This window comes from Aeromonas ichthyocola (genome assembly GCF_046087985.1).
GTDB lineage: Bacteria > Pseudomonadota > Gammaproteobacteria > Enterobacterales > Aeromonadaceae > Aeromonas > Aeromonas rivipollensis.
Window position 1 is genome coordinate 881,165 of the sequence record NZ_JBJSWH010000001.1, and the last position, 13,366, is coordinate 894,530.

A 13,366-nucleotide genomic window follows, 5' to 3' on the forward strand; every position below is an offset into this window, starting at 1 on the left:
CTCCCCCCTCCCGAGGGCGGGGGGAACAGCCGATACGAGGACACCTTGAGCCGACACATCTCGACCCTGAACCTGCACCTGGAACCCGCCGACAACCTGCGTCTCGCCAGCCTGTGCGGCCCCTTTGACGACAACCTCAAGCAGCTGGAGCGCCGTCTCGGCATCGAGATCAGCTACCGTGACAACCACTTTCAGTTGCTCGGCAAGCAGGCCCAGATAGATGCGGCGGCCGTCATCCTCAAGCACCTCTATGTGGAGACCCAGCCCCTCAAGGGGGGCAAGGTGACCGACATTACTCCCGAGATGGTGCACCTGACGGTGCAGGAGTCCCGGGTGTTGGAGCAGGACGATGACGAGGCGCCGAGCCAGCCCTATGGCAAGGAGGTGACGGTCAAGACCAAGCGCGGTCTCATCAAGCCCCGCAGCCCGAACCAGGCCCAGTACATCAGCAACATAGTGCGCCACGACATCAGCTTCGGCATTGGCCCGGCTGGCACCGGCAAGACCTATCTGGCGGTGGCCGCCGCCGTGGATGCCCTGGAGCGCCAGGAGATCCGCCGCATCCTGCTGACCCGCCCGGCGGTGGAAGCCGGTGAGAAGCTCGGCTTCCTGCCCGGGGATCTCTCCCAGAAGGTGGATCCCTACCTGCGCCCCCTCTACGACGCCCTGTTCGAGATGCTGGGCTTCGAGCGCGTCGAGAAGCTGATGGAGCGCAACATCATCGAGGTGGCGCCCCTCGCCTATATGCGCGGAAGAACCTTGAATGATGCCTTTATCATCCTGGATGAGGCCCAGAACACCACCACGGAGCAGATGAAGATGTTCCTGACCCGCATCGGCTTCAACTCCAAGGCGGTGGTCACCGGCGACATCACCCAGGTGGACTTGCCGCGCAGCACCAAATCCGGCCTGCGCCACGCCCTTGAAGTGCTGCAGGGGGTCGATGGCCTGTCGTTCAACTTCTTCGAATCCAAGGACGTGGTGCGCCATCCCGTGGTAGCCCGCATAGTGCAGGCCTACGAGGCGTTTGACGCCCGGCAGGCGGCCGAGAAGAGCGCCCCCAATACCCGCAACGAGAACACCAGCAAAGAGAGTGCCCAATGAGCGTGACCCTGGATCTGCAGCTGGCCTGCGCCAGCACCGACGGCCTGCCGACCGAAGCCCAGCTGCAAGGCTGGCTCGATGGCACCATTCTGGGTTTCCAGGAGGAGGCCGAGGTGACGGTACGCCTGGTGGACGAGGCGGAGAGCCGCGAGCTCAACCTCACCTACCGCGGCAAGGACAAGCCCACCAACGTGCTATCCTTCCCGTTCGAGGCTCCTCCCGGCATGGAACTCCCCCTGCTCGGGGATCTGGTGATCTGTCGCCAGGTGGTCGAGGCCGAGGCCCTCGAGCAGAACAAACCCCTCGAGGCCCACTGGGCTCACATGGTTGTGCACGGCAGTCTGCATCTGCTAGGTTATGACCATATCGATGACGAGGAGGCCGAGGAGATGGAGCAGCTCGAGCGCGACATCATGCAGGAGCTCGGCTTTGCGGATCCCTACCTCGACGACGTAGAAGAGTGACAGGCCGGTAAGGGGGTCACCGTCTTGAAACAGACAGCCGCCATCCTTATATCGGCAAGACAACATCCCGAATGTTCACACGAGTAACCAAGAGAGAAAATGACCGACGATCACCCTAGTACCGGCTCGCCGAAGAAAACCTGGCTCGACAAGCTCAGCCAACTCTTCCAGGGCGAGCCAAAAGACCGCAATGATCTGGTGGAAGTCATCGCCGATGCGGAAGAACGCGACCTCATCGATCAGGACACCAAGGACATGATCGAGGGCGTGCTCGAAATTGCCGAGCTGCGCGTGCGTGACATCATGATCCCCCGCTCCCAGATGGTGACCATAGAGAAGTCCCAGCCTGTGGACGACTTCCTGCCCGTCATCATCGAATCCGGACACTCCCGCTTCCCGGTGATCAACGAAGACAAGGATCACGTGGAGGGCATCTTGCTCGCCAAGGATCTGCTGCCGTTCGGCTTTGGCGGCCATCACGCCAGCGAGCCGCTGCAGCTCGAGAAGATCCTGCGCCCCACAGTGATAGTGCCGGAGAGCAAACGGGTCGACCGCCTGCTCAAGGAGTTCCGCGAAGAGCGCTACCACATGGCCATAGTGGTGGACGAGTTCGGCGGCGTCTCCGGTCTGGTGACCATAGAAGACATACTCGAACTGATTGTTGGCGAGATAGACGACGAGTTTGACGACATCGAGGATGAGCCGGAAGAGATCCGCCGCATCAGCAAACGGGTCTTCTCCGTCAGCGCGCTGACCGAGATCGAGGACTTCAACGACTTCTTCGGCACCCAGTTCAGCGATGAAGAGGTGGACACCGTGGGCGGCCTGGTGATGCATGCCTTCAGCCACCTGCCCAAGAAGGGCGAGGAGATAGAGCTGGACGGCTACCTGTTCAAGGTGATGCACGCGGACCGTCGCCGCCTGCAGCAACTGCAGGTGAAGATCCCGGAGAATCACGCGGCGGCCCAGCCGGAGTCCTGATCCCGCGCTCCTCGCGCCGTCAATCAACGCCCCTGCTTTCAGGGGCGTTTGTCATTCTGCCGCCCCCGCCCCTTCCCATTCCCCTGCTGCGCCCCCCTTCGACATCCGGCTGGCCGGGAGGCTCGCCGTTAGCGCTGTTTGCGGTTAAGATGTCGGCCATTCCACTTTTATTCAGCCCAATTCGAGCCCCGATCCCCCGTGAAATCGAAACTTCTGACAAGCCTGTTCGCCCTGGCCTCTGGCGCCATCGCCGTGCTGGCCTTCTCCCCTTTCGGCTACTGGCCTCTGGTGATCCTTTCCCTGCTCGGCCTCTATGCCCTGCTGGACAAGGCCAACCCCAAGCAGGCGGCCTGGCGCGGCTTCGGCTATGCCATGGGGCTGTTTTTGCCGGGACAGTGGTGGATCCATGTCAGCATGACGGAGTTTGGCGGCATTCCGCTGCCCGCCGCCTTCGTGCTGCTGGCCGGCCTCTGCGCCTATCTCTCCCTCTATCCGACCCTGGCCTGCTGGGCCTTCGCCCGCTTCTTTGGCGGCCGCCACTGGAGCCGCTGGCTGCTCGCCTTCCCGGCGCTCTGGCTGATGGCCGACTGGCTGCGGGGCTGGGTGATGACCGGTTATCCCTGGCTCTGGTTTGGCTACACCCAGATAGACGGCCCCCTCAAGGGCTTCGCTCCCATTCTCGGGGTGCAGGGCATCACCCTCGCCCTGCTGCTCACCACCTCCGCCCTCTGGCTCACCTGGCAGAGTCGCAAACCGGCCTGGCTGCTGCTGCCGGTCGTGCTGGTTGGCGCCGCCCAGGGGCTGATGCAGCTCAACTGGGTGACCCGGGGCGAGCCGGTCAAGGTGGCCCTGGTACAGGGCAACATAGCCCAGTCCCTCAAGTGGGATCCCGAGGCCCTGATCCCCACGGTGCGTACCTATCAGGATCTCAGCCGCGAGAACCAGGACGCCGACATCATCATCTGGCCGGAATCGGCGATCCCGGCCATCGAGAAGGAGATGGGCACCTATCTGGAGAGCCTGGACAAGGCGATGAAGGTGAACGACACCGGCCTGCTGGCGGGGATCATCCATTACGATCTGAAGCAGCAGCGCTTCTACAACACAGTGCTCGGCATGGGGGTGCAGGATCTGGACGGCAAGGAGTCCTATCACTACGAGCACAAGAACCGCTACTACAAGTACCACCTGCTGCCCATCGGCGAGTTCGTGCCCTTTGAAGATCTGTTGCGTCCCATAGCCCCCTTCTTCAACCTGCCCATGTCCTCCTTCAGCCGGGGCGACGAGGTGCAGCCGAATCTGATCGCCAAGGGGCTCAAGTTTGCCGCCGCCATCTGCTACGAGATCATCTTCCCGGACGAGGTGCGCCGCAACGTCCAGCCGGACACCGACTTCCTGCTGACGGTCTCCAACGACGCCTGGTTCGGCACCAGTATAGGCCCCTGGCAGCACATGGAAATTGCCCGGATGCGCGCCCTGGAGCTGGCTCGCCCGCTGCTGCGTGACACCAACACCGGCATCACCATAGTCACAGAGATCGACGGCAGCATCATAGGCCAGATCCCCCAGTTCGAGGCCGGGGTATTGCGTGCCGAGGTGCGCCCTGCCCACGGCTCGACCCCCTATCTGCGTTTTGGCAGCTGGCCCATGTACGCGCTGGCCGCCCTGCTGCTCGGACTGGCGCTGGTGCTGCGGCCCCGCGCCCATCCCTGGGCTCGCCAGCGTTAAGCCAGCCTGGCTCATATAAAAGAGCCGCCCCATGGGGCGCCTCTTCTCAATATAGCGATCTGACACTCTCTCCGAATCTGTTCACGAGCTGTGACGAGAGGTCGTCAGCAAGGTAAAGAGCAGCGCAGGAACCGGAGTGTATGTGAATACATGAGGATTCTGAGCAGCACATGAGCCTTGATCACGGCCTCGCAGTAAGATCGTGGGCAGGTTCTCAAGGGGAGAGCGGCTCCCGGTGATACTCGTCGGCCCCGCACTCCGGGCAGGTGCCAAGCTGCTGCGGGTGCAGCACAGTGTGGCGCCACTCGCAGTGATCGCACACCAGCACCCCCAGCCCCACCCAGTCGCCGGCCCGATAGACCCCCTTGTGTTCCAGCTCGTCCGCCAGCTCGCTCCACTCCACCTGGGCGCGGTCTGTCACGTCCGCCAGCCAGGACCACACTGTGTCTTTCAATGCCAGCATAAAGGCGGACTCGGGCACCTCGGCACGGCTCTCGTCGTAGTTGCCGAGATCCCGCTTCACGTATTCTGCGATCAGCGCCAGCTCGTCCTGGGTCAGATCGCCGGCCGCCTCCAGATAGGCCTGTACCTTGGCGATCATCCGGTTGAGGCGCTCCCCCTGAAACTCTTCGGTCTCCTCCCACTGCTTCTTGAGCTGGGCGATGAAGGCTTCATACCCTTGTCGACGTTTGTCCATGGCCATTACTCCTTTGCTGAACCCTGATCGTGCCCGGCCTGAGCCAGAGACTGAGCCGTGCTGGCGGTGGTTGCCGCCCTCTGTCACCCTTGCTGCTCCGCGAAACCTCGATGCTGCCCGGGTCGGCCTGAGACTGGGCGGATGCTGGCGGTTGTTGCCGCCGCAGGATATGGGTATTCTATCGGGATTTCCCAGCTGATTTATCTATTCATTTCACAGATCCGGATGTCACCAATGCAAGAGCAATACGTTCCCCAATCCATAGAACCAGCAGTGCAAAAGCACTGGGATGCCAAGAAAACCTTCAAGGCCGTGGAGAAAGTAGACAAGGAAAAGTTCTACTGCCTCTCCATGTTCCCTTATCCGTCTGGTCGTCTACACATGGGGCACGTGCGTAACTACACCATAGGTGATGTGATCTCCCGTTATCAACGGCTCAATGGCAAGAATGTGCTGCAACCCATCGGCTGGGATGCCTTCGGTCTGCCGGCGGAAAACGCCGCCATCAAGAACGCCACTGCACCGGCGCCCTGGACCTACGAAAACATCGAATACATGAAGAACCAGCTCAAGATGCTGGGTCTGGGTTATGACTGGGACAGAGAGCTGGCCACCTGCAAGCCGGACTACTACCGCTGGGAGCAGTGGTTCTTCACCAAGCTCTACGAGAAGGGTCTGGTCTACAAGAAGACCTCCTCCGTCAACTGGTGCCCGAACGACATGACGGTGCTGGCCAACGAGCAGGTGATCGACAACTGCTGCTGGCGCTGTGACACCCCGGTGGAGCAGAAAGAGATCCCCCAGTGGTTCATCAAGATCACCGACTATGCCGAAGAGCTGCTCAACGACATCGACAATCTGGAAGGCTGGCCGGAGATGGTCAAGACCATGCAGCGCAACTGGATTGGTCGCTCCGAAGGGGTCAACATCAGCTTCAATATCGACGGTCAGGATGAGCAGCTGGAGGTCTACACCACCCGTCCTGATACCTTCATGGGCGTGACCTATGTGGGCATTGCCGCCGGTCACCCGCTGGCCGCACAGGCTGCTGCCAGCAATCCGGAACTGGCTGCCTTTATCGAGGAGTGCAAGCACACCAAGGTCGCCGAGGCTGACATGGCGACCATGGAGAAGAAGGGCATGGCCACCGGCCTCTACGCCATTCACCCGCTCAATGGCCGCAAGGTACCGGTCTGGGTCGCCAACTTCGTGCTGATGAACTACGGCACCGGCGCCGTGATGGCGGTGCCGGGTCACGATCAGCGTGACTTCGAATTCGCCACCAAATATGGCCTCGACATCAAGGCGGTGATCAAGCCCGCCGATGGTGAAGTGGACGTGAGCGCCGCCGCCTACACCGAGAAGGGCGTACTCTTCAACTCCGGCGAGTTTGACGGTCTCGACTTCCAGGGCGCCTTCGACGCCATCGCCAACAAGCTGGAAGCCCTCGGCCACGGCAAGCGTACCGTCAACTTCCGTCTGCGTGACTGGGGCGTCTCCCGTCAGCGTTACTGGGGTGCCCCCATCCCCATGTTGACCCTGGCTGACGGCACTGTGGTGCCGACCCCGGAAGATCAACTGCCGGTGCTGCTGCCGGAAGATGTGGTGATGGACGGCATCCAGAGCCCGATCAAGGCCGACCCCGAGTGGGCCAAGACCACTTACAACGGCCAGGAAGCCTTCCGCGAGACCGATACCTTCGACACCTTCATGGAGTCCTCCTGGTACTACGCCCGCTACTGCTCCCCGGACTACGACAAGGGCATGCTGGACCCGGCTGCTGCCAACCACTGGCTGCCGGTAGATCAGTACATCGGCGGCATAGAGCACGCCTGTATGCACCTGCTCTACGCCCGCTTCTTCCACAAGCTGCTGCGTGACGCAGGGCTGGTCAACAGCGACGAGCCGTTCAAGCGCCTGCTCTGCCAGGGCATGGTGCTGGCCGACGCCTTCTACTACAAGGACGAGAAGGGCGGCAACGTCTGGGTCAGCCCGACCGACGTCAAGGTGGAGCGTGACGACAAGGGTCGCATCACCAAGGCCGTGGATCTTGAGGGCCGCGAGGTGATCCACTCCGGCATGACCAAGATGTCCAAGTCCAAGAACAATGGCATAGACCCGCAGCTGATGGTGGAGCGTTACGGCGCCGATACCGTCCGCCTGTTCATGATGTTCGCCTCCCCGGCCGACATGACCCTGGAGTGGTCCGACTCCGGCGTGGAGGGCGCCCAGCGCTTCCTGCGTCGCCTGTGGCGCACCACCTTCGAGCACGTCTCCGGTGGCGCCGTTGCCGCGCTGGATGTGGCGGCTCTCTCCAACGAGCAGAAGGCAGTGCGCCGCGAGCTGCACAAGACCATCGCCAAGGTGAGCGATGACGTGGGTCGCCGTCAGACCTTCAACACCGCCATCGCCGCCATCATGGAGCTGATGAACAACCTGGCCAAGCTGGGCTCTGACGAGCAGGACCGCGCCCTGATGCAGGAAGCGCTGGAAGCCGTCGTCGTCATGCTCTACCCCATCACCCCGCACATCGGCTTCGAGCTGTGGAAGATGCTGGGCAAGGAAGGGGACATAGACGTCGCGGCCTGGCCGGTGGCGGATGAAGCGGCCATGGTCGAGACCGAGAAGCTGGTGGTGGTACAGATCAACGGCAAGATGCGCGGCAAGCTGACAGTGCCGGCCGAGATCAGCCAGGCCGACGTCGAGAAGCTGGCCATGGCCGATGCCTCGGTGCAGAAGTTCACCGAAGGCCTGACAGTGCGCAAGGTGGTCTATGTACCGGGCAAGCTGCTCAACATAGTCGCAAACTGAGAATGACCAGCACTCCCGCCCTCCTCCCCCTGTCGGGGGAGGAGGGCGGCAGGGTCTGAATCTATATGTGACGGCGGGCAAGCGCCCGCCGTTCTTCACTTGATGCAAAGAGGAATTCACATGGGCATGTCCCTCACTCGCTGGATTGCCATCATGCTGACGGGCCTGCTGCTGCAGGCCTGCGGTTTTCAGATGCGGGGAACCGCCATTCCCCCCGAGCTGATGACCATGAAGGTGGTCGGTGACAACAAGAGCGACTTCTATCGTCTGGTCACCACCCGCCTCAAGGCCTCGGGGGTGACCCTGGCTGACAAGGAAGGCATTCCGGTGCTGACCCTGTCCGGGGTGAGCAGCAGCAGCCAGGTTGCCTCCGTCGACTCCATCGGCCAGGACCGCGAGTACCTGCTGGGTTACAGCACCCAGTTCACCGTCTCCATGCCGGGCAAGCCGACCCAGGTCTTCCCCATCACCTTCAACCGCAGCTTCCTGAACAAGCCGGATGCGGCGCTGGCCTCCTCCCGCGAGCAGGAACAGCTTGGCAAGGAGATGCAGGAGCAGGCCGCAAACCTGGTGATCCGCCAGCTGAGCCAGGTCAAGTTCTGATGCGGGTATCCTGATGAGAATCTACCCCGAGCAGGTCGCCGACCTGGTGATCCATCAACCTGAGCCAGGTCAAGTTCTGATGCGAGTCTGCCCAAAACAGTCTGCGGAATACCAACTCAACCAGGGCAAGTGCTGATGCGGATCTATCCCGAGCAGTTTGCGGACCATCTCAAGGCAGGGCTCAAGCCCTGCTATCTCGTTTTTGGTGACGAGCCGCTGCTCAAGCTCGAGGCCATAGACGCCGTGCGTCAGGTGGCCCGCAAACAGGGGTTCGATGAACGCCACACTTTCGTCGTGGAGCAGGGGCTGGACTGGAATCAGGTCTATGACGCCTGCCAGGCCATGAGTCTCTTCTCCGCCCGCCAGATCATCGAGCTGGAGCTGCCCGCCAAAGTGGACAAGGATCTGGCCGCCCGCATCACCGAAATCGGCAAGCAGCTTCATCCCGACCTGTTGCTGGTGCTCTCGGGGGGGCGTCTCAATCAGACCCAGATGAAGGCAGCCTGGTTCGACAAGCTGAGCCAGAACGGCACCTATGTGCCGGTCAATCACCCCGAGCCCCGCTTCTTCCCGCGCTGGATGAGTGCGAGGTTTCAACGCTTTGGCCTCAAGGCGCTGCCGGATGCGGTCAACTTCATGTGTCACGCCTTCGAGGGCAACCTGCTGGCCGCGAGCCAGGAGATAGAGAAGCTGACCCTGCTCGGCCCGCCCCAGCCCATCAGCGTCGCCTATCTGCAAGAGACCATCATACGCCACGCCCACTTCACCCCCTTCCAGCTCGTCGATACCCTGCTGGAGGGCAAGGTGAACCGGGCCCAGCGCATACTGCTGGCGCTGCGGGCAGAGGGCACCGAGCCCGGCATGCTGGCCTGGACCCTGTGCCGGGAGCTGGAGCAGCTCACCGAGCTGGCCCTGGCCGCCCGTGCCGGTCAGCCTCTGGTGGAACACTTCAGCCGGTTGCGCATCTGGCAGAGCCGCCAGCAGCTGATCCAGCAGGCCCTGACCCGGCTGCCCGTTGGCAAGATACAGCAGCTGTGGCAGCTGATGGCCCGGCTGGATGACGCCCAGCGCCGGTTCGACACCGAGCAGGCCTGGCTGATGTTGCAGACCATAGCCCTGGGTTTTCGCGATGGCACGCCGCTGCCCCTGCTGGAGGCGGATCCATGCTGAGCGCCCCCATCGAATGCCAGGCCGGCCCCTTGGCCCCCCTCCATGATCTGACAGGAAGAGCCTCATGCTGAAGGCCCCAATCGGTATCCTGGGCGGCACCTTCGACCCCATCCACATAGGTCATCTGAGGCCCGCCATCGAGGCGCGGGATGCCCTGGGCCTGGCCGAGGTGCGCCTGCTCCCGAACCATATCCCGCCCCATCGCGCCAATCCCTTCTGCTCCAGCGAGCAGCGGCTCGCCATGGTCGCGCTGGCGGCGGCGGAGAACCCGGGCTTCGTGGTGGATGAGCGGGAGCTGCAACGGGACACCCCCTCCTGGACCATAGACACCCTCATCGAGCTCAAGCAGGAGCTGCCGGATACCCCTGTCTGTTTCCTCATGGGCATGGACTCCCTGCTCGGCCTGCCGGGCTGGCATCGCTGGCAGGAGCTGCTCGAACATGCCCACCTGGTGGTGAGCAAGCGCCCGGGCTGGCAACCGGATTACCCTGCCGAGGTGGCCAACCTGCTGGCCCGCCACCAGACCCGGGATGTGCAGGATCTTCATCGACACCGTCAGGGTCATGTCTGGATCGCCGACAACCTGCCCATAGAGCTGTCGGCCACCCGGCTGCGGGCCCTGCTGGCGGCGGGGCAGGATCCCAGATACCTGCTGCCGGCCCCGGTCGCCGACTACATCCGGCGGCACCGGCTCTATCAGCCATCGCCAAGCCGGTGAGCGGCGCCACGCGGGTTTGTCAGCCGACACCCTGAGGCGCACCCGGCACGGGCTTGACTATTGTCCCGCCCGGTTGCGCACTATAGTGATCAACAGGGGCCTGCCTTGCCCATGGGTGGCGGCCCCGGATCCATTCCCCTTTGCCAGACTGGGAAACGGGAGTGACCATGATATAATCCGCCGCCCTCTGGCGCCGGAAGATAGGAGAAGACATTGCAAGGCCAAGAACTGCTCGCCTTTATCGTCGACAAGATCGATGACATGAAAGGCCGCGACATCATCACCCTGGATGTACGCGGCAAATCCAGCATCACGGACACCATGATCATCTGCTCCGGCAACTCCAATCGCCACGTCAGCGCCATTGCCCACAACCTGGCCAGTGAGGCCCGCCATGCGGGGCTCGACCTGCTCAGCGTGGAAGGCCAGCTCACAGGTGAATGGGTGCTGGTGGACATGGGTTCCGTCATCGTCCACGTGATGCAGGATGAGTACCGCGACTTCTACCAACTGGAGAAACTCTGGGGTGGCACCCAGGTGCAAGCGTAACGAACGATGAAGATCCAGTTGATTGCGGTGGGCACCAAGATGCCTGCCTGGGTAGAGCATGGCTTCGAAGAGTACCGTCGCCGTTTCCCGAAAGACATGCCGTTCGAACTCGTCGAGATAGGCGCGGGCAAACGGGGCAAGAATGCCGACATTCCCCGCATCCTGCAAAAGGAGGGGGAAGCCATGCTGGCCGCCGCCGGCCGCTCGCGCATCGTCACCCTGGACATTCCCGGCAAGCCCTGGACCACGGAGCAACTCGCCGTGTCGCTGGAGGCCTGGAAGCTCGATGGCCGGGATGTGGCGCTGCTGGTGGGCGGGCCTGAAGGCTTGTCCCCCGAGTGCAAGGCCGCCGCCGAACAGAGCTGGTCCCTGTCACCCCTGACCCTGCCCCATCCGCTGGTGCGGGTGCTGGTGGCCGAGAGCCTCTACCGCGCCTGGAGCATTACCACCAATCATCCGTATCACAGGGAATGAGCCATGACCCCTTGGAACATCACTCCCTCATACACCCAGTGCCACAGGGAATAGTCCATGTGGTACCCGCCCTTGCTCCCCGTCAGCCATAAGGTAACGGCATGCTGAAGAATCGCATCGAAATGCGCGATCACAGTGCCGAGGGACGTCTGTTCTTCCGGCGCACCCTGGTAGCCTACATCGGCATGGTCGTCCTCATGCTGGTGCTGCTGGGTAATCTCTACTATCTGCAGGTAGAGTCTTACGAAACCTATCAGACCCGTTCCAACGACAACCGGATCCGGGTCGTGCCGGTGGCACCGCCACGGGGCCTCATCTATGACGCCAACGGCGTGCTGCTGGCGGAGAACCGCCCCGTCTACAGCCTGGAGATAGTGCCGGAAGAGACCGAGGATCTGGAGAAGACCGCCGATGAGCTGATCACCCTGCTGGCCCTGCCGGAAGGGACCAAGGAGCGGTTCCTGGCCGAGGTGAAACGCCAGCGCCGCTTCAAGCCGGTGCCCCTGTTCGAGAAGCTGACCGAGTACCAGGTCGCCCTCTTCTCGGTCAACCAGCACAACTACCCGGGCGCCAGCATAGAGGCCTATCTCAAGCGCTACTATCCCTTTGGTGACACCCTGACCCATGCGCTGGGCTATGTGGCCAAGATCAACACCCGTGATGTGGAGCGCCTCGACAAGGAGGACAAGCTCGCCAACTATGCCGCCACCAAGGACATCGGCAAGCAGGGGGTGGAGAAGTTCTACGAGGATCAGCTGCACGGCGTGGCGGGCTACCAGGAGGTCGAGGTCAACAACCGCGGCCGGGTGGTGCGCACCCTCAAGTTCCAGCCGCCGGAGCCGGGCAAGGATATCTATCTCAACATCGACATCCGCCTGCAGTTGAAGGCGCAGGAGCTGCTGGCCGGCCGCCGGGGCGCCATCGTCATGATGGATCCCAATACCGGCGCCATCCTGGCCATGGAGTCGAGCCCGAGCTACGACCCCAACCTGTTCGTGACCGGCATCTCCAACACCAACTACTCGGCGCTGCTCAACGATCCGGCCCGCCCGCTGGTGAACCGCACCACCCAGGGCATCTATGCCCCCGCCTCCACCGTCAAGCCCATGATGGCGGTGATGGGGCTGAACGAGGGGGCCATCACCCCCAACTATCGCTACTTCGGCGGTCCCAGCTTCTCCATCCCGGGCACCACCAAGAAGTTTCGTGACTGGCGCCGCTGGGGCCATGGCTGGCTCGACGTCTATCGCGCCATCGAGGTGTCGGCGGACACCTACTTCTACGATCTCGCCTACCGGGTCGGCATCGACAAGATCCACGCCTACATGACCAAGTTCGGCTTCGGTCAGTACAGTGGCGTCGATCTCTATGAAGAGACCAAGGGGGTCATGCCGTCCCGCGACTGGAAATGGCGCGCTGGCGTCAGCCCTGGTATCAGGGGGACACCATCTCCATCGGCATCGGCCAGGGCTACTGGAGCTCCACCCCCATCCAGCTCGCCAAGGCGATCAGCATACTAACCCAGAACGGTCACGACGTGACGCCGCACCTGCTCAAGAGCACCGCCTCGGTGGACGGCGTGGTCAACGCCCCCATCAACCCGAACGTGGCCATCGCCGCCAAGAGCGACACCTACTGGCAGGTGGCCAAGGACGGCATGTGGCGCGTCATCAACGGCCATGAGGGGACGGGACGCCGCGCCTTTGCGGGCACTCCCTACAAGGCAGCGGGCAAATCAGGTACCGCCCAAGTAGTGGGTCTCAAGGAGAACCAGGTCTACAATGCGGCCACCACCAAGGTGGAGCACCGCGACAACGCCCTCTTCGTCGCCTTCGCCCCCTTCGAGGCCCCCAAGGCCGTGGTGGCCCTGGTGCTGGAAAACGCCGGTGGCGGCAGTGCCATGGGGGCGCCGGTCGCCCGCCACATGCTGGATGCCTACCTGCTGCCGCCAGAGCCCCAGCTGCCGCCGGCGCCCGACAAGCCGTCCACCCCAGGCCCGGATCAGCGCGAGGCCGTGACCAATGAATAACGCCGCACGCCTGCTGCGCACCTTGCCTCTCCTCCCGA

At 62.7% G+C, this 13,366-nt stretch carries 11 protein-coding genes and 1 pseudogene; 11 read left to right on the forward strand and 1 reads right to left on the reverse strand.

From position 1 onward, the window contains the following. Positions 1-45: 45 nt before the first annotated feature. From ACF2JD_RS04210 to lnt, 4 genes are all read left to right on the forward strand, one after another. Positions 46-1,104 carry a PhoH family protein gene (locus ACF2JD_RS04210; RefSeq protein ID WP_440986822.1) on the forward strand — a complete coding sequence of 353 codons (1,059 nt, stop codon included), beginning with the start codon at positions 46-48 and terminating at the stop codon, positions 1,102-1,104. Further along, complete coding sequence (ybeY, locus tag ACF2JD_RS04215; RefSeq protein ID WP_440986823.1) at positions 1,101-1,568, forward strand: rRNA maturation RNase YbeY; 468 nt, start codon at positions 1,101-1,103, stop codon at positions 1,566-1,568. The genes ACF2JD_RS04210 and ybeY overlap by 4 nt, the downstream gene beginning before the upstream one ends. 99 nt (positions 1,569-1,667) lie before the next feature. Continuing rightward, positions 1,668-2,549, forward strand: a complete 882-nt coding sequence (corC, locus tag ACF2JD_RS04220; protein ID WP_005329827.1) for a CNNM family magnesium/cobalt transport protein CorC — start codon at positions 1,668-1,670, stop codon at positions 2,547-2,549. A 198-nt stretch (positions 2,550-2,747) separates the two neighbouring features. Continuing rightward, positions 2,748-4,277 (forward strand): apolipoprotein N-acyltransferase, encoded by a 1,530-nt coding sequence (gene lnt, locus ACF2JD_RS04225; protein WP_168234541.1) that lies wholly within the window; start codon positions 2,748-2,750, stop codon positions 4,275-4,277. Positions 4,278-4,491: 214 nt separating this feature from the next. Here the strand turns inward: lnt and ACF2JD_RS04230 are convergent, their stop codons facing one another. Then, entirely contained in the window at positions 4,492-4,974 is a 483-nt protein-coding gene (locus ACF2JD_RS04230; RefSeq protein WP_043129079.1) for a zinc ribbon-containing protein, read from the reverse strand. 234 nt (positions 4,975-5,208) lie between these two features. Between ACF2JD_RS04230 and leuS the strand changes: the two genes are divergently transcribed. The 7 genes and pseudogenes from leuS (at position 5,209) to mrdA (ending at position 13,328) form a co-directional block, all read left to right on the forward strand. Further along, positions 5,209-7,785, forward strand: coding sequence for a leucine--tRNA ligase (gene leuS, locus ACF2JD_RS04235; protein ID WP_440986824.1), 2,577 nt, complete (start codon positions 5,209-5,211; stop codon positions 7,783-7,785). 120 nt (positions 7,786-7,905) lie between these two features. Further along, the gene (locus ACF2JD_RS04240) at positions 7,906-8,388 is read left to right on the forward strand and encodes an LPS-assembly lipoprotein LptE (RefSeq protein ID WP_106887591.1); all 483 of its coding nucleotides are present in this window, start codon (positions 7,906-7,908) and stop codon (positions 8,386-8,388) included. 135 nt (positions 8,389-8,523) lie between these two features. After that, a complete protein-coding gene (gene holA / locus ACF2JD_RS04245) occupies positions 8,524-9,558 on the forward strand; it encodes a DNA polymerase III subunit delta (protein ID WP_440986825.1) in 1,035 nt (344 codons plus the stop codon). Between the two features lie 64 nt (positions 9,559-9,622). Further along, on the forward strand, positions 9,623-10,276 hold the full coding sequence (gene nadD / locus ACF2JD_RS04250) for a nicotinate-nucleotide adenylyltransferase (protein WP_427255049.1): 654 nt from the start codon (positions 9,623-9,625) through the stop codon (positions 10,274-10,276). A gap of 213 nt (positions 10,277-10,489) precedes the next feature. Further along, on the forward strand, positions 10,490-10,825 hold the full coding sequence (gene rsfS / locus ACF2JD_RS04255; RefSeq protein ID WP_025326094.1) for a ribosome silencing factor: 336 nt from the start codon (positions 10,490-10,492) through the stop codon (positions 10,823-10,825). A gap of 6 nt (positions 10,826-10,831) precedes the next feature. Then, positions 10,832-11,299 (forward strand): 23S rRNA (pseudouridine(1915)-N(3))-methyltransferase RlmH, encoded by a 468-nt coding sequence (gene rlmH / locus ACF2JD_RS04260; RefSeq protein WP_005329815.1) that lies wholly within the window; start codon positions 10,832-10,834, stop codon positions 11,297-11,299. A gap of 101 nt (positions 11,300-11,400) precedes the next feature. Next, positions 11,401-13,328: pseudogene (gene mrdA / locus ACF2JD_RS04265) on the forward strand (penicillin-binding protein 2). Positions 13,329-13,366 lie beyond the last annotated feature (38 nt).